This window comes from Sorangium sp. So ce204 (genome assembly GCF_051526795.1).
In the GTDB taxonomy this organism is placed as follows: Bacteria; Myxococcota_A; Polyangia; order Polyangiales; family Polyangiaceae; genus Sorangium; species Sorangium cellulosum_B.
On sequence record NZ_CP150317.1, the window covers coordinates 5096069 to 5112133 of the forward strand.

At 71.6% G+C, this 16065-nt stretch carries 13 protein-coding genes; 3 read left to right on the forward strand and 10 right to left on the reverse strand.

Annotated elements, in window-relative coordinates:
- Positions 1 to 10: 10 nt before the first annotated feature.
- The 7 genes from WMF22_RS18865 to WMF22_RS18895 form a co-directional block, all read right to left on the reverse strand.
- On the reverse strand, positions 11 to 1543 hold the full coding sequence (locus WMF22_RS18865; RefSeq protein WP_438036603.1) for a protein kinase domain-containing protein: 1533 nt from the start codon (positions 1541 to 1543) through the stop codon (positions 11 to 13).
- A gap of 476 nt (positions 1544 to 2019) precedes the next feature.
- The gene (locus WMF22_RS18870; RefSeq protein ID WP_438036604.1) at positions 2020 to 2475 is read right to left on the reverse strand and encodes a nucleoside deaminase; all 456 of its coding nucleotides are present in this window, start codon (positions 2473 to 2475) and stop codon (positions 2020 to 2022) included.
- Entirely contained in the window at positions 2472 to 3512 is a 1041-nt protein-coding gene (locus WMF22_RS18875) for an aliphatic sulfonate ABC transporter substrate-binding protein (RefSeq protein WP_438036605.1), read from the reverse strand. The genes WMF22_RS18870 and WMF22_RS18875 overlap by 4 nt, the downstream gene beginning before the upstream one ends.
- The gene (locus WMF22_RS18880) at positions 3509 to 4354 is read right to left on the reverse strand and encodes an ABC transporter ATP-binding protein (RefSeq protein WP_438036606.1); all 846 of its coding nucleotides are present in this window, start codon (positions 4352 to 4354) and stop codon (positions 3509 to 3511) included. Before WMF22_RS18880 ends, WMF22_RS18875 begins: the two co-directional genes overlap by 4 nt.
- A complete protein-coding gene (locus WMF22_RS18885) occupies positions 4351 to 5196 on the reverse strand; it encodes an ABC transporter permease (protein WP_438036607.1) in 846 nt (281 codons plus the stop codon). Before WMF22_RS18885 ends, WMF22_RS18880 begins: the two co-directional genes overlap by 4 nt.
- A gap of 3 nt (positions 5197 to 5199) precedes the next feature.
- Positions 5200 to 5802: a cysteine hydrolase family protein gene (locus tag WMF22_RS18890; protein ID WP_437300453.1), complete on the reverse strand. Its 603-nt coding sequence runs from the start codon at positions 5800 to 5802 to the stop codon at positions 5200 to 5202.
- Positions 5803 to 6103: 301 nt separating this feature from the next.
- On the reverse strand, positions 6104 to 7078 hold the full coding sequence (locus WMF22_RS18895) for a PAS domain-containing protein (protein WP_438036608.1): 975 nt from the start codon (positions 7076 to 7078) through the stop codon (positions 6104 to 6106).
- Between the two features lie 643 nt (positions 7079 to 7721).
- On the opposite strand from WMF22_RS18895, the gene WMF22_RS18900 reads away from it, so the two are divergent.
- Both WMF22_RS18900 and WMF22_RS18905 read left to right on the forward strand, forming a co-directional pair.
- Positions 7722 to 8639, forward strand: coding sequence for an SMP-30/gluconolactonase/LRE family protein (locus tag WMF22_RS18900; RefSeq protein WP_438036609.1), 918 nt, complete (start codon positions 7722 to 7724; stop codon positions 8637 to 8639).
- Positions 8640 to 8754: 115 nt separating this feature from the next.
- The gene (locus WMF22_RS18905) at positions 8755 to 9744 is read left to right on the forward strand and encodes a helix-turn-helix transcriptional regulator (protein WP_437300456.1); all 990 of its coding nucleotides are present in this window, start codon (positions 8755 to 8757) and stop codon (positions 9742 to 9744) included.
- Positions 9745 to 9778: 34 nt separating this feature from the next.
- Here WMF22_RS18905 and WMF22_RS18910 read toward each other — a convergent pair whose 3' ends face one another.
- A complete protein-coding gene (locus WMF22_RS18910; protein WP_438036610.1) occupies positions 9779 to 10909 on the reverse strand; it encodes a pirin family protein in 1131 nt (376 codons plus the stop codon).
- Between the two features lie 219 nt (positions 10910 to 11128).
- On the opposite strand from WMF22_RS18910, the gene WMF22_RS18915 reads away from it, so the two are divergent.
- Positions 11129 to 12346 (forward strand): MFS transporter, encoded by a 1218-nt coding sequence (locus tag WMF22_RS18915; protein WP_438036611.1) that lies wholly within the window; start codon positions 11129 to 11131, stop codon positions 12344 to 12346.
- Between the two features lie 110 nt (positions 12347 to 12456).
- Here WMF22_RS18915 and WMF22_RS18920 read toward each other — a convergent pair whose 3' ends face one another.
- A complete protein-coding gene (locus WMF22_RS18920) occupies positions 12457 to 12630 on the reverse strand; it encodes a hypothetical protein (protein ID WP_438036612.1) in 174 nt (57 codons plus the stop codon).
- A gap of 958 nt (positions 12631 to 13588) precedes the next feature.
- Positions 13589 to 16051 (reverse strand): phenylalanine--tRNA ligase subunit beta, encoded by a 2463-nt coding sequence (pheT, locus tag WMF22_RS18925; RefSeq protein ID WP_438036613.1) that lies wholly within the window; start codon positions 16049 to 16051, stop codon positions 13589 to 13591.
- Between the last annotated feature and the right edge of the window lie 14 nt (positions 16052 to 16065).

The following is a 16065-nucleotide window of genomic DNA, read 5'->3' on the forward strand; positions in this document are numbered from 1 at the left end:
TCCGGTCCTTTCACAGAAGCGCGCTGTCTGCCATTCTCGCCGCCGAGGATTGCTCCTGTGGTCCTGCCGTGCTGTCAGGGGCGTCGAGCTCGAAAGCCTCCACGGTATCGGTGAGGCCCTGGAGCTGAAGGAGCCCCGCCGCCTTCAGCGTGAAGGTATCCCGGAGGAGCTTCTGCGCGCTCGGCCCGACGGCGATGTGACCGGAGAGCGCTGCCGTGGCCAGGCGCGCTGCGAGCCAGGGCGTCGTCCCGGTGACCGGCCTCGTGCCGCTCCGCTCGGCGGCCAGCGGGTCCATCGTGACCGGCCCTGATTCGATGCCCATACGGGCCGTGAGCGCGGCGAGCGGCTCGTCTCCCTGTCTCGACGCCGCAGTGGCGACGGCGAGCGCGGCGCGCGCCGCGCTCGCCGGATGGCCGAAGAGGAACAGCGCCATGTCGCCGATCACGGCGGAGAGGTGTCCGCCGTGGACGCTCGAGAGCTCTGCGCAGCGCTGCAGCCCCCGGCGCAGGAGCGCATCGAGCTCGCCGAGATCGCGCGTTGCGCTCCTCGCCGAGAGCGCGTAGCACAGGGCCGTGGTGGAAGGCAGGCAGTCCTGGGACAACCCCGCCATGGAAACCGTGGGCTGGTCCGCCCCTATGCGGATGGGCTCGACCCGGCTCCGCCACGGCGCGCTGGGCTCGAGGACGCACTCCTCTATCTCCCGGAACAGCGCCGACGCCGCGACGTCGCGCGCGTGCACGTCTTTTTCAAGTACGCGCCTGAGGATCGCGCCTATCGGTTCTGCTCGGATCGGCGCGGGGATCGGGATCGGCTCGGGGCCCAGCTGCTGGGCGATCGCCGCCAGCAACGAATCACCCGACAGCACCTGACGGCCTGTGAGACACTCGATGAACACCAGCCCCCACGCGAAGAGATCCGACCGAGGCGTCGGCGGAAAGGCTCGGAGCTGCTCGGGCGCGGCGTAGCTCGGCGTCCCGAGCACCTCGTTGGTCGCGGTGATCCTGGCGTAGGTACCGTCGATGAACGCGCCGATCCCGAAGTCCAGCACCAGCGCGTTTCGCCGCGCGCCTGTCGGGATCACCATGATGTTGCTCGGCTTGAGGTCACGGTGGACGACGCCTTGAGCGTGGGCGCACGCGAGCGCGTCGAGGACCTGGAGCATCAGGTGCCGCGTCTCCCGCGGGGCGAGCGCCCCCTCTTCGGCCAGCACCTCGCTGAGATTCTTGCCAGGAGCGAAGTCGAAGACCGCGTAGGGGAACCCGGACACGGTCTGCCCGAAATCGATGAGGCGCACGATGTTCGGGTGATGGAGCTGGCCGCAGAGCTGCATCTCGCGACGGAAGCGGGCAAGGCGCTTTTCAGCGGGATGCGCGTCCCAGGTCTGGACGTCCAGCACCTTGATGGCGACCGTCTGCGTGGTCGCGAGCTGGCGGGCGCGGTAGACGATGCCGAAGCCGCCCTTTCCGAGCTCTTCGAGCAGCTCGTACCGCCCCTCGAGCACTGTGCCCGGCTCGAGGTTCTCTATATCGTGACGTATTTCCATCTGCACCTCAGCGACGTCCGCACGCCGTGCCTCAATAAAAGCGCAGAAGCGAGCCCATTGGACGGTTAAACCCGAGAGCTGTCAAGGGGCGCGGCCCGCGCCGAGCTCGCGGCGTACCTCACGGAGCAATGCATTCACATTGAAATCGTCCATTGTAGACACGTTCGCGGGTGAGCTCCTCCAGACGTCCCCTGGCGCTTGGGATCGGGCAGCCCATGCGGGAACCCGGTGACGTCCCGGGCGGTCGTCGTCCCCCGCGGACCCCCACCGCGCCGCGGTCCATCTCAGGCGCAGTCTCGCAAACGCCCATTCGCTGGGCCCGCGTTGGGCCACGGCCAAGCCCCGCTCGACGGGAAGTCAGACGGAAACAACTGAGGCTGCTGAGCTTTCACCCGGCCCATCCTCGGTGTCGCAGAAATCCTGGCGCGATGATGACACACCGAACCAGCGCTCCCAGCGGAGCGCCGGCGAGCGCGTCACGCCGGGCCGAACAGCGCGAGGCACTGCGCGTCGAGGACGCCGCCGACGAGATCGAGCGGCGCGCCAGAGCTCTCGTTCATCCACTTCGCCGGGACGGCCAGCTCGCGCTGCGCGCCCCCGGTCGCCGCCGTGACCTCCTGCATCGTGCAGCCGAAGACGACGCGGCTCACCCGGGCGAGCCAGGCCGCGGTGAAGCACATCGGGCAGGGCTCCACGGTCGTGTACAGCGTGTATCCCTGCAAGTCCGGCCCGGCGGCCGCGCAGGCGCGGCGCACGGCGCCGACCTCGGCGTGGTACGTGAAGTCGCGCTGGCCGTTCACCTCGTCGGTCGCCTCCGCCACGACCGTGCCGTCCAGCGCGACCACCAGGGCGCCGAACGGCGGCTCACCCGCGCGCTGCGCGCCGCGCGCGAGCTCCAGCGCGCGCGCCATGAGCGCCTCGTCGCGGCTCATCGGACGAGCCTCGGGTCGAGCAGCGACTCCGGCGCCGGCGCCTTCTTGACGAGCTTGGACTCGACAGCGAAGTCGACAACCGCCTTCATCGAGGCGTACACGGGGCCGGCCTTCTCCGCCGTGCCGAAGAGCTGCTTGTTGTCGGCCAGGTCGTAGATCTTGTCGCCGGCCAGCATGCCCTTCACGTCCTCGGGCGGAGCGCTCAAGTACTTGCCGACGATGGGAATCGCCTTGTCGGGCTCGCCGCGCAGGACGCGCACCCCCTGATCGATGGCGCCGATGAACCTCGAGCAGGCGTCACCGGACTCGGCGAGCCGCGACCTCCGCACGGCCACCGCGTCCATGATGGTGTCGGGGACGCTGGCGCTCGAGAAGATCACGCGACCGCCGCCCTTGGTCGCCTTGGTGATCCACGGCTCCCAGGTGACCGCGGCGTCGACCTTCCCCGCCACGAACGCGGCCCCGGCGTCGTCTGCGCTCATGCTCGTGACCTTCACGTCGTCCGCGGAGAGCCCGGACTTCTTCAGGCCGGCGAGGAACAGCATGTGATTGACCTCGCCGAGGGTGAGCGCGACCGTCTTGCCCTTGAGATCGGCCATGGACGCGACCCCCTCCTTCGCCACCACCGCGTCCGCGCCGTTCGAGCTGTCGATGAGCGCGATGGCCACGACGTCCGTGTCGCCGTTGCCGCTCAGCACGGCCAGGTTCTGCAGGGTCGTCAGGCCGATATCGAGCTTCCCCGCGGCCAGCGCCGGCAGCGTGTCCCCGGGGTTCGAGAACGGCTTGAGCTCGACGTCGAGGCCAGCCTGCTTGAACAGCCCGAGCTCGTTCGCGATGAACACGCCCGCATAGCCGATCCACAGGTCGTGCCCCACGGTCAGCTTCACCGGCGCGTTCGCCGCGGCCCCGGGCTTCTCGCCCGGCGCAGCGGCGGCGGGCGCCTCGCGCGCTGGCTCGTCCTTCTTCGAGCAGCCTGGCGACAGGAGGAGGCAGGCGAGCGCTGCCCCGAGCTCTAGCACGACGGTCCTTCGGTTCATGGATCCTCTCCCCTCGGCGTATGCGTGAGCCCGAGGAGCAAGCGGCGGCGCTGCTCCTCGGGGCGGGCCTTCCCCCGCAGGAGCGAGAGAATATCCCGTTTGAGGCGCAGCAACGCCTCATCGAGATCGAGGTCGGGCGAGCGATCCGCCCGGGGTACCGGCACGTCGAACGTGGCCACGACGCGGCCGGGGCGCTCGGAGAAGACCACCACGCGATCGGACAGGATCAGGGCCTCCTCCACGTCGTGGGTGACGAAGAGCGTCGTGATCCGGTGATGTCGGATCACATGGAGCAGGAGCCCCTGCATCTCCTCACGTGTCTGGGCGTCGAGGGCGCCGAACGGCTCATCCATCAGCAGCACCTCCGGCCGCGCGGCGAGCGCCCGCGCCAGCGCGGCGCGCTGCTGCATGCCGCCGCTCAGCTCCGCGGGCGCGCTGTCGCGGAAGTCCCACAGATCGACGAGGCGCAGCAGGCGCTCGACGCGGTCCGCCTCTCGCTCGGCGCCGGCCTGCCGCGCCCGGCCGCGGTGGCGGGCCAGCGTCAGCGGGAAGCGGACGTTCTCCCGCACGCTGAGCCACGGGAAGAGCGTCTGTTGCTGGAACACGACGCCGAGCTCGGCGCCGGGGCCGAGGACGCGTTCGCCGCCGAGCGTGACGGTCCCGGTGGTCGCCGGCTCGAGCCCCGCGACGATGTGCAGCAGCGTCGATTTCCCGCACCCGGAGGGGCCCACGAGGCTCACGAACTCGCCCTCGCCGACGTCGAGGTCGAGCGGGCAGAGGGCGCTCGTCTCGCCGCGTCGGCCGGCGAACGCCTTGCTGACGCCGCGCACGGAGAGCGTCACGCGCCGCGCCCCCTGGCCCAGCGGAAGAGCCGGCGGTGCGCTGCGCCGAACGCCCAGTCGAGCCCCAGGCCGATCGCGCCCAGCACCGCCAGGTACGCGTAGATGCTGGGCGTCTGGATGAAGCGATAGAACCTGAGGACGCGGAAGCCGAGGCCCTCGGTGGCGGCCACGAGCTCCGCGACGACGACGTAGCTCCACGCCCACCCGTTGCACATGCGCAGCGCGCTCCAGATGCCGGGGAGGGCGGCCGGGGCCAGCACGCGCCAGACGATCTCCCGCCGGGTGGCCCCGAGGCTCTGGCTGACCTGGAGCAGCGGCGCCGGGACCCGCCGCACCTCGTCCGCGGTCATGAGCAACAGCTGGAAGAAGGTCCCCAGGAAGACGAGGAGGACCTTCGCGCCCTCGCCGATGCCCGCCGCGATCATGACGAGCGGGATCAGCGCCGGCACGGGGACATAGCGGAGGAACTCGGTCGGCGGCTCGATCAGCGCGGCGATCGATCGGAACGCGCCGGCGAGCACGCCGAGCGGCACCGCGAGGAGCGCGGCGGCCACGAACCCGGCCGTGACCCGGAGGAAGCTATAGCGGACGTCGAGCCAGAGCTCCGCCGAGCCGAGCGCCTCGGCCGTCGCCCGCCCGATGCTCGCGAGCGTGGGGGCGAGGGCGGTGTTCACCCCGTCGCGGCCCGTGAGCCCGGCGTACGCCGCGAGGGTGGCGAGGAAGCTCGCCGCGCCGAGCGCGAGACGGACCCGGGCGGAAACGGGGCGGCCGAGCGCGAGCCAGCGCGGCGGTGGTCGCTCGCACTGTCGCGACGGGGCCCGCGGCGCTCGGTCGCCGGGCATCCGTCAGCCGAAGAGCTGCATCACCGCGGCGCTCTCGGTGACGTAGGCGAACGCGTTGCTCATGCAGAGGATCGCGGCGTCGTGGAGCTCCCGTGAGGTCCCGGCCACGGCGTCGACCGGGAGCAGCACGCGGTAATCCAGGTTCCTCGCGGTGAGCACGGTGCTGAGCACGCAGATGTTGGTGCACACGCCGCAGCAGATGAGGTTCTCCACCCGCTTGCACCGGAGCAGCAGGTCGAGGTCGGTGCCCAGAAAACAGTCGTAGCGCCGCTTGGTGAAGATCCGATGATCCTGCGGCTCGATCCGCAGCCCATCGACCATCTCGGCGCCGCGGGATCCCTCGAGGCAGTGCGGCGGCTCGAACTCCAGCTCGATGCCGAAGTCGCACCGATCGGCCCTGTGCATCTCCTGGGTGAAGACGACCGGCAGGCCGTGCCCTCTCGCCCACGCGGCGAGCGCGTTGACGCGCTGTACGATATCGAGCGCCCCGCGCGCCTCGCAGGGCGCGCCCTCCTCGACGAAGTCCCGCTGCATGTCGATGACGAGGAGGGCGGTGGTGGCGGGCCGGATCTGGTCGAGGGGCAACGGGCGGATACGCGGCGTCATCGCTGGCCTGGACGTTCGACGCGCGGGGGACACCGGGCGCGTCGAGCTCGCTGAGGTGTGGTGAAGTGGTGAACCGACCGTCTCTACATCAGCCGGGAATGCAGCGTTAAAAGGCTGAACGGAATTTAGCCGGTGCTTCGCCGGAGGGTCAAGCGAGACCTCGGTGCGTGAGCACTTCGAGAGGGCGTGAGGTCGCCCGCTGCGTGGAACAAGGTGCGAGGGAGGGAGAGGTCTCTCGGCGCCGCTCGGCGTCGCCTGACGTCTCTTGACGTCTACAGTGGCGCCATCTGCCGCACGCCCGTCATCTCCTTCGCCGCGCCATCGCGTAACGCACGCCGGCCCGGAGATCTCTCAGGAGGACGATCCCCTCCAGCGTCTCGCCGAGGCTCGCGAGCGCCGCGGCGGTGCTGGCCGACATCCCCACGAGGACGCTCTCGGCGCCGAGCAGGCCCACGGCCTGCACCGCGCGCAGGAGGTGGAGCGCGACGGCGCTGTCGATCATCGGGACGCCGGTGAGATCGACGATCACGAGCTCGGCGTCGTGGCGCTCCACGCCTTGCAGGAGCGCCGCCATGAGCTGGGCGCCCCGCATCGTGTCGAGATGGCCGATGAGCGGCACGACGATGACCCCGTGGTCGATGGGCAGGACCGGCGTCGAGAGCGCGGCTATCGTCTCGAGGAGGCGCGACTGGATGCCGAGGAGATCGGCCTCGGTGCTCCGCAGCGCCTCTTCCGTCCTCTTTCGTGCGGTCATGTCGACCACGACCCCGACCATCCCGATCACGCGCCCGCTCGCGTCGCGGAACGGGACGTTGTTCTCCAGCGTCCAGCCGTCGCTCCCGTCCTCGAGCTTCCACCGGAGCTCCACGTTGATCCGCGGGATCCCCTCGGACATGATGATCTCGTCGTTCTCGCGGTAGCTGCGCGCGACCTCGTCGACGAAGATCTCCTCGTCGCGCTTCCCGACGATCCTGTCGCTCGAGAGGCGATAGTGCTCCGCATAGGCCTTGTTGACGGCGAGGTACCGGTGGTCCCGAGCCTTGAAGAACACCATCGCCGGGATCGCGTCGAGCAGCGCGGCGTACCCCGAGGCCTCCGCCGCGAAGAAGCTGGCCAGGAGCTCGTGCTCCCGCGCGGCGGGCCGCGCGTCGCGTACGGTCGAGCTCGGCCGCTGCGCCTCGGCCAGGGCCTGCTCCAGGTCCGCGACGCGCCTGCGGAGCGCCGCGATCTGATCGTGCAGCGACGTCTCGCTATCTGGGTCTGAAAGACACTGCATTACAGGGTACCACGTGCCAGCCGGGCCACGGTGACCGCATGATTGTCGGGGGCGCAACACTTGTCAAGCGCTCGATGTCCGTTGTCGACTCACCGCGTGCCCTCGGTGTGGGCCGGCAGGTCCGGTGGATGTCGACCAAGACGTTCCTCGCCCGTGCGGAGGGCGAGCGCGTGGCGTTACGCGGCGTTTACCCGCCGTTCACACGGCGGTACGCGCCGTTCAAGCTGGACCCGTGCTCATTTGTCAGGACAGGATCTGCGGAGGGCGGCAATCTACCTCGTACAACGCGGACGATGGTTGTGCGTTGCGCGTGGCCGATGAAGCGGCGTGGACGTGAGATTCGTTGTCTCGCGGTTGTCGATTCCCTGTCGATCCCCGTCGATTCCCGTCGATTCCCTGTCGGGTGGAACGACGGAGGCGCCTTGAACGTTCGGCTCTTCCCTGGTCGAGGCGCGCCATGGCCGGGTGTGGTCCCGGCGCCCGCGCGAGGCCTTGTGTCTTGGCCGGCAGCGGCGCAAGGCGCGGCGCGTGAGCGTTTCGGGCGTACCAATGAGCGCCGCGGGCGCGCGCCGCGCGGCGAGCGGGCGCAGGGTAGGCGCACCAGCCGGCGCGTCGCCGGCCCGTTCACACGAGAGAGCGCACCATGACAACGCAACCGAAACGCCTCGCCTCGGTCCTCGCCTGCCTCGCCGCCGTCCTCCCGGCGTGCGCCGAGAGCGAGGCCCCGGCCGCGCCGGAGCTCCGCCGCGTCGGCGGCTTCAGCACGCCCGAGTCGGTGCTCCACGACGAGGAGCGCGACGTTTACCTCGTCTCGAACATCGTCGGCTCACCCGTCGAGAAGGACGGCCGCGCGTTCATCTCGCGCGTCTCGCCGGACGGCGAGATCCTCGACCTGACATGGATCGACGGCGCGTCGGAGGGCGTGACGCTGAGCGCCCCGAAGGGCATGGCCATCGCGGGCGGCAGGCTCTATGTGGCCGATATCGACGCGATCCGCGTCTTCGACGCGAGCGACGGCGCGCTCATCGAGGACATCGAGGTCGCCGGCGCCGGTCTGCTCAACGACGTCGCGGCCATGCCCGACGGGTCGATCGTTGTCTCGGACACCGGCGTGGCCATCGGGGAGGGCGGGCTCACCTCGATCGGCACCGACGCGCTCGTCGCGGTCGATCCGGGCGGGGAGGTCTCCCGGCTGATCGCGGATCCCGCGCTGCCGCACCCGAACGGCGTGGCGTGCGCGGAGGGCGAGATCTGGGTGGCTTACCTCGGCGCGGCGCGGGTCGACGCGCTCGATGCCTCGGCGCAGCTCCGGCGCGAGATCTCCCTGCCCGCTGGCACGCTGGACGGCCTCGTGCGCCTCGACGACGGCCGGCTCCTCGTGTCGAGCTGGGACGCGGGCGCCGTCTTCGAGATCGACCCCACCGGGGACGCGGCGCCGCGCGTCTCCACGCTCGCGGCGGATCTCCCGAGCCCCGCCGATCTCGGCTGGGACCGCGCGAGAAATCGCCTGCTCGTCCCGCTCTTCAACGACGGCGAGATCGTCCTGCTCGACGTGGAGTGAGCCGGCGGAACAGCGCTTTGGGCCCAGGGGCGGCGCGGTTACGCTGCGCCGCCCCGGCCGGCCCCGCGCTGCGTCTGCGCGGCGAGAGAAGCGCCCTTTTCCATCAGGAGCGACGATGAAGACCCAGCTCACCCGACTGCTCGAGCCCACCGATCAAGCCCAGGCCTGGGGCGCGCTCAGAGAGGCCATCTCCCGCCTGGAGCGCACGTCATCGGCGAGCGGCGCCGGCCTGGCCCGGTGGGTCGGCGTCTTCACCCGCACGCGCGATCGGATCACGATACAGCGGCTCTCCCGGCCGCTCGTCGTGCTCATCCTCGACGGCGCGAAGCGGATCTTCCTCGACGGCCCGGACGGCAACACGCGCCTCGTCGCCCGGGAGGGGCAGATCCTGCTCGTGCCGCAGGGCATCCCCCTCGAGCTCGTGAACGAGCCCGATCCCGAGCGCGGCGCCTACCGCTCGTTCACGATCGAGCTCTTGAGCGAGGTCGACGAGCGGCTCCAGCGCCGGTATCCCACGCTCTGTGTCCAGCGGGGGCTCGGCGGCTTCGAGGCGGATCGGCCGCACCTCCTGCGCTCCGCGATGCCGTCGATCCAGGCGCTGATCCACCTCGTGAACACGCTCCTCCTGCCCGGCGCGCACGCGCTGCTCATCGAGCACCGGCTGGAGGATCTCATCCTGACCCTGCTCCTGCAGCACCGGGAGCAGCTCGACGAGGCGCGCGCCGCCTCCTCGACGCTGGCGCTCGATCCGACGCTCGCGGTGCGGGCGCTCGTGCGCCGCGATCCGGCGCGCCCGTGGGCGGCCCCGGAGGTCGCGCGCGCGCTCGGGGTGAGCGACGCGACGCTGCGCCGCCGGCTCGGCGCGAAGGGGGTCTCGTTCAGGGCCCTCCTGTGGAAGGAGCGCCTCGATCTCGCCAAGGGGCTCCTGCGCTCGGGGCGCCACGGCGTGCTGGAGGTCGCGACGGCCTGCGGCTACGACTCGGCGTCGCGCTTCGCCGAGCAGTTCCGGCGCTCCGAGGGCGTCAGCCCCTCGGAGTACCGCGCGCGGCACCGGGCGAGCGCGAACGACTGCTGGAGCGAGGAGCCCGAGCTCGACGCGAGGTGAGGGATCGGCGCGCCGGGGCGCGGAGGCGGGGGGCTCAGCCCGCCTTGTCGATGCGGCCGTCGGGGTAGCGCGCGAAGCGGCCTTCCGCGCGCCCGTGGACCGGGCCGTCGCTCGGCCACGGCCATCCGCCGAAGCCCGTCCGCCGGTAGTCGAGGAAGGCCTGCTGGACCTCCGCCATCGAGGTCATCACGAAGGGGCCTTGCTGCGCGACGGGCTCGCCGATGGGCTTGCCCTGGAGGAGCAGGATCTCGGCCTCGTCGGGGCCGTTCTCCAGCAGCGCGGCCGCGCCGTCGCGGAGCGTGATCCTGTGGGCCGCGGGGACGCGCCGGGGGCCGATTCGGAGCTCGGCGCCGCGGAAGAAGTAGAGCGCGCGGTTCGTGCCGGGGGAGGCGGCCGGCAGCGTGAACCGCGCGCCCGGGGCCATCTTGAGCGTCCAGATCGCCACGTCGGACGCGGCGCGCGCCGCCCACGACCTCGGCGGCGGGGCCGGCGGGCGGAGCTCGCCGAGGCGGCCGGCGACGATCGTGATCTCGGTCGTCCTGCCCGCGGCGTCGCGCGCGATCTGCCTGGGGATCGTGTCGCCCCACATCATCACGAAGCGCGGCTCGGCGAGCTTGTCGGCGCGCGGCAGGTTGAGCCAGATCTGGAAGAGCTCGAGCGGGTTGGGCCCGTCCTTCTCGACGAGCGGGAACATCTCCGCGTGGACGATGCCGCCCCCCGCCGTGAGCCACTGGACGTCGCCGCGGCCGTAGCGCGCGGCCGCGCCGAGCGAGTCCGCGTGATCGACGAGCCCGCGCCGCACGACCGTCACGGTCTCGAAGCCGCGGTGCGGGTGCTGCGGGAAGCCGGGGACCACGTCGCCGTGGTACATGCGCCAGCCGTCCTTGCCCGCGAAGTCGCGCCCGATGGCGCGGCCCGAGAGCGAGGCGGCCGGCCCCATCCGCTCGTTGCCGGCCGGGTACGCGTCGTCGTGGTGGACGCAGAACAGGAAGGGATCGAGCGTCTCCCAGGGGAACCCGAGCGGCGCGACGTCGCGGACGACGTCCTCCGCGGCGAGCGCGGCCTCGTCGGCGCGACCGGGCGGGGGCGCGGAGGGGTCGCACGCGGCGACGACGGGCGTTGCGGCGAGGGCGCCGAGGGCTGTGCGGCGATCCATGGGGCTCATCCTCTCATCGTAAGGTGGACCTCATGGGGGGACAACGGTGCGAGCGCGCAACGCGGCGTTGCGCCGACAGCAACGCGCGCGACGTGCGCGCCGCCGCGCGGGCCGAGCAGAGCAGGGGAGAGGTGAGGGTGCGCGTCCGGGCGTGAGCGCGGCGCGTCGCGGCGCTTTTTCGTGCGGAGGCGGGGCGGGCGCGCCTGGAGTGGACTAGAGTCGACCCTCGTGTCCAAACGGCGCTCCGAATCGAGCATCATCTTCCTTGTCGCTGCGGTCCAGTTCATCAACGTCCTCGACTTCGTGATGGTGATGCCGCTCGGGCCCGATTTCGCGGTCGCGCTCGGGATCCCGATGTCCAGCATCGGCCTCATCGGCGGCAGCTACACGGCGGCGGCCGCGGTCTCGGGCCTCGCCGGCGCGTTCTTCCTCGACCGCTTCGACCGCCGCAGCGCGCTCGCCGTGGCGATGCTCGGCCTCGTCGCCGGCACGGCGGCCGGGGGCTTCGCCACGGGGCTCCCGAGCCTCATGGCGGCGCGCGTGCTCGCCGGGGCGTTCGGCGGGCCCGCGACCTCGGTCGCGTTCTCGATCGTCGCCGACGTGATCCCGCCCGAGCGGCGCGGCAAGGCGATGGGCGTCGTGATGGGCTCGTTCTCGGTCGCCTCGGTGCTCGGCGTCCCCGCCGGGCTGGAGCTCGCCCGCCGCGGCGGCTTTCCGCTGCCGTTCTTCGCGGTCGCGGCGCTCGGGCTGCTCGTCGCCGGGCTCGCGATCTTCCTCCTGCCCTCGATGCGAGATCACCTGACCGGCGCGCGGCCGTCGGGCAGCGCGCTCGGCGAGCTCGGCGCGCTCCTCGGCCGGCCCATCGTCCTGCTCTCGTACGCGACGACGGCGATCCTGACGGTGGCGTCGTTCCTGGTGATCCCCAACATCTCGGCTTACGTGCAGTACAACCTCGGGTATCCGCGCGAGCGGCTCGGGCTGCTCTACTTCGTGGGAGGCCTGGTGAGCTTCGCCGCGATGCGGGCCGTGGGACCGTTGGTGGACCGCTTCGGCGCGTTCCAGACGGGCTCGGTGGGGGCGGTGGTGCTCGTGAGCGTCCTTTACGCCGGGTTCGTCTCGTATACACCGGGGCTTCCGGTGCTCGCGATCTTCATCGCCTTCATGCTGGGCATGACGTTCCGCAACGTCTCGCACAACACGCTGACGTCGAAGGTGCCGCGCCCCGCCGAGCGGGCGCGCTTCACCTCGATGCAGTCGGCCGTGCAGCACATGTCGTCCGCGATCGCGGCGTTCGCCGCGGCCAGGATGCTCCACGAGCTGCCGGACCACCGTCTCGATGGCATGCCGGTCGTCGCGGGGCTGTCGATCGTGTTCACCGTGGCGCTGCCGCTCATGTTCCTCGGGATCGAGCGGCGCGTCGCGCTCGCGGCTGCAGGGCGCCCGTAGCCGTCGCGCCGCAGCGCCCGATCTTCTTCCGCGTCCTGGCCGTGTGGCCCATGCGCGCAGGACGATTTCCTGGTTCGACGGAGCTGCTGCCGGATCTTTCGTCGTCGAGGTCAGAAGGTGGTGCACGTGACGGTGATGTCGCCGTTGGCGTCCGCGCTGCAATGGAGGACATCGAGGCACTCATTCGACGCGTCGACGCACCCATTGCAGCTGGCACTACCGCAGCCCTGGGGCAGGTCGCGACACTCGTGCTGGGTGGACCCGCAGCCGTCGGGATGGTTCACAATACATATTTGAGTCGCCTTCTCGCAGAACAGCTCGCCGCACGCGAAGCGCCCTTGAGGCGCGGGCCCACAGTTTCCGAGGCTCGAAGTGCCCACGCCGGCGGAGTCCGCGAGACACGCGTTGTCGTAGATCTTGCCGTCGCACCCGCAGACAGGTGGACCGCCCAGGCCGCTGCATGAACCGGGCACAGCACAGTATTCCGTCGGGCAGTGTTCGTCGGGCGGGCTCGTCCCGCACGCATGGTCGCCGAACAGGCAATGCGACCCTGGCTCGCAAGGCCCATTCATCCCGCACGCCTCGCCAGCTGCCTCCGAGCCGGAGCTCCCGCTGGCGCCGGCGGTCGACGTGGAGCTCGAGGTATCCGCACCGGAGCTCCCGCTGGCGCCGGCGGTCGACGTGGAGCTCGGGGTATCCGCAACGGTGACAGCGTCGCACGCCGCATGCAGTCCGGCCGTCAGCAGCGCGACGGTGACAGCAGCCCATGATCTTCGCGTCGATGATTGGTGTGGCATACGTTCGCCCCGAGCAAAGCCCGCGCCAGATACGTTATGCCGCGATCTCCGTTGTTTCTCCATCTGGCGCGCAAGGCTCGTGTCGACTTGTGCCGAAGTTGGCCATGGCACCCCCAGCGCCTCCAGAGGTTTCGCCCCCAAGCGCGCGCGGCGATGAGGTAGATCGCCACGATGGAGAAGGTGAAGGCCCGGGTCTAGCCAGCCGAGCCTTACGGGCGTGAGCGCACTCGCCCCTCCGGTACCGCCGCCAGGCCCGAGCAGCTGACCGATCGCCTCGTGCACGACCCGCGCTGCCTCCACGTCCCCGAGGGCGACGGCTCGGCTCAGCGTGCAAGATGCTATCCGGCCTGCTTCCCCATAGGATGAGCTCCCTGAACCGTCAGCGTTCCCCTCGCCGGGGCCGGTCAGCCCGGATCCGCGATCCGCCGTGGCTCGCCGCCGGCGCTCAGCGCTGCTGCGCCCCGAACCGCGCCTTCGCCGCGTCCACCGCGGCCTTCGTCCACTTGTCGACCTCGTCGTCCGTCAACGTCCGCTCGGCCGACCGGAACCACAGCGCGAATCCCAGCGAGTGCGTCCCCGCCGGGAGCTCTTCGCCGCGGTACCGATCGAACATCTCGACCTTCTCGCAGCGCTCCCCCGCGGTGGTCCGCAGCACCTCGAGCACCTCTCCCGCCGGCACGTCGAGCGGCAAGAGCAGCGCCACGTCGTGCCGCATCGCCGGGAACCGGCTCGGCTTCGCGGCCACCGGCGCCTTGTACGCCGCAGCCACCGCCGCGAGATCCAGCTCCGCCACGACGGCCCCGCTCGTGATCTCCAGCGCCTCGCGCACGTCCGGGTGCAGCTCCGCCACGTACCCGACCTCGCGGCCGTCGAGCAGGACGCGGGCGCCCTTCTTCGGGTGCGCCCACGGCGGCGCCTCGCCCGAGAGGTCGAACGCCGGCGTCACGCTGCCCGCGAGCTCCGCAATCACCGCCTCGACAGCGCCCTTGCCGTCGTAGAAATCGACGTCCTCGGGCCGCGTCAGGTAGCTGTCGCGCGGCCCCGCGAGGAAGATCGTGAGCCGCGTCGGCTCGTTCACCGGCGGCCGCTCGACCCGCGCCAGCTGGCCCGCGCCGCTCGCCTCGCCCTGCCACGGCAGGAACACCTGGCTCACCTCGAACAGCCGCACGCGCGGCACGTTGTACCGCTGCGAGCGCTGCACCACCGTGAGCAGCCCGGGGACCAGCGACGGCCGCATCACCGACTTCTCCTCGGAGAGCGGGTTGAGCAGCCGCAGGAGCGACCCGTCGTCGTAGCGCGCCGCCTTCAGCTCCTGGGGCGAGAGGAACGAGTACGTCACGGCCTCGTGCAGGCCGATCCCCGTGCAGATCTGCCGCACCCTGCGCCGCAGCCGGTAATCGCCGCGGGCGCCCGCCGGCGCGGCCCCCACGCGCGGCAGCCGGCTCGGGATCTGGTCGTAGCCGGCGATGCGCGCGACCTCCTCGATGAGGTCGATCTCCTCCACGATGTCGGGCCGGTGCTCCGGCACCTCGACGAGGAGCCGGTCCGCCTTCTGCTCCAGCACCGAGAGCCCCAGCGTCTCCAGGATCTCGCGCGTCCGCGCCGGCGCCTCGGCTCCGATGATGCGCTGGTACCGCGGGAGCCGCAGCGTCAGGCGGCGCGGCGCGCGCGGCGCCACGTACGCGTCGATCGGCTCGCCCGCCGCCTCGCCGCCCGCGAGCTCGCAGATGAGCGCGCTCCCGCGGTCGCGCGACAGGGGGACCCCCGAGAGGTCCACCTCCCGCTCGAAGCGGTGCGACGCCTCCGTGTGGAAGCCGTACCGGCGCGCCGACCTGCGGATCCCGCGCGGCTCGAAGTACGCCGACTCGAGGAACACCCGCCGGGTCGTCGCGGTGACGCCGCTGTCCGCGCCGCCGATGACGCCCGCCAGGGCCACGACGCGGTCCGCGTCGGCGATGACCAGGTCGTCCTCGTCCAGGGACAGCTTCTGCCCGTCGAGCGCGACGAACGCCTCGCCCGGCTTCGCCCTCCGGATCTCGATCGGGAGCCGCAGCGTGTCGAGATCGAAGGCGTGGAGCGGCTGCCCCCGCTCGAGCATCACCAGGTTGGTCGCGTCGACGATGTTGCTGATCGGCCGGACGCCGAGGCGGCCGAGCCGCACCCGCGCCCAGAGCGGCGAGGGGCCCACGCCGACGCCCTCGATCACCTGCCCGTCATACCGGGGGCAGCGGTCCCCGTCGCGGACCTCCACGACGGCGCGTGGCTGCACGGCCGCGGGCGCTCCGGCGCCGTTCTCCCGCGGCGCGGCGACGGCGGGCGGACGGAACGGCAGGCCGAGCACAGCGGCCACGTCCCGCGCCACGCCCAGGTGCCCCAGCGCGTCGGGCCGGTTCGGGGTGACGCTCAGCTCGATGATCCAGTCCTCGAGGCGGGGCTCCCAGTCGAGCAGCGATTGCCCCGGGCGCCCGCCCTCCACGGTCAGGAGACCCTCGTGGCTCGACCCGAGCCCGAGCTCGTCCTCGGCGCAGAGCATGCCGGGCGACGTGAAGCCGGCGACCGCCTTCTCGGTCAACGTCACGAGCGCGCCGGTGCGGTCGAGCACCTGCGCCCCCACGGGCGCATAACAGACGAGCGCCGGAGCCGCCGGGATGACCGGCGCGCCGCACGCGACCTCGACGCCTTCTCCGCCCGCCTCGCCCGCGTCCACGCGGACCACCGTCAGGCCCTTCTTGCCCGCCGGGTGCGGCCGCGTCGCGACCACGCTCGCGAGGACCACGGAGCGCAGCGCGGCGCCGACGTGCGTCACGCGGTCGACCTCGAGCCCGCCGCGGCCGAGCGCCGAGGTCACCGCGTCGACGCCGGGATCGGCGCCGAGGATCTCTTGAAGCCACTTGTAGGATATCAACATGGGGAATCGGGGCT

Excerpts from the sequence above, each read along its gene's own strand:
- WMF22_RS18865 (WP_438036603.1), bottom strand. The coding sequence starts at position 1,543 with ATGGAAATACGTCACGATATAGAGAACCTCGAGCCGGGCACAGTGCTC.
- WMF22_RS18870 (WP_438036604.1), bottom strand. The coding sequence starts at position 2,475 with ATGAGCCGCGACGAGGCGCTCATGGCGCGCGCGCTGGAGCTCGCGCGC.
- WMF22_RS18875 (WP_438036605.1), bottom strand. The coding sequence starts at position 3,512 with ATGAACCGAAGGACCGTCGTGCTAGAGCTCGGGGCAGCGCTCGCCTGC.
- WMF22_RS18885 (WP_438036607.1), bottom strand. The coding sequence starts at position 5,196 with ATGCCCGGCGACCGAGCGCCGCGGGCCCCGTCGCGACAGTGCGAGCGA.
- WMF22_RS18890 (WP_437300453.1), bottom strand. The coding sequence starts at position 5,802 with ATGACGCCGCGTATCCGCCCGTTGCCCCTCGACCAGATCCGGCCCGCC.
- WMF22_RS18895 (WP_438036608.1), bottom strand. The coding sequence starts at position 7,078 with ATGCAGTGTCTTTCAGACCCAGATAGCGAGACGTCGCTGCACGATCAG.
- WMF22_RS18900 (WP_438036609.1), top strand. The coding sequence starts at position 7,722 with ATGACAACGCAACCGAAACGCCTCGCCTCGGTCCTCGCCTGCCTCGCC.
- WMF22_RS18905 (WP_437300456.1), top strand. The coding sequence starts at position 8,755 with ATGAAGACCCAGCTCACCCGACTGCTCGAGCCCACCGATCAAGCCCAG.
- WMF22_RS18910 (WP_438036610.1), bottom strand. The coding sequence starts at position 10,909 with ATGAGCCCCATGGATCGCCGCACAGCCCTCGGCGCCCTCGCCGCAACG.
- pheT (WP_438036613.1), bottom strand. The coding sequence starts at position 16,051 with ATGTTGATATCCTACAAGTGGCTTCAAGAGATCCTCGGCGCCGATCCC.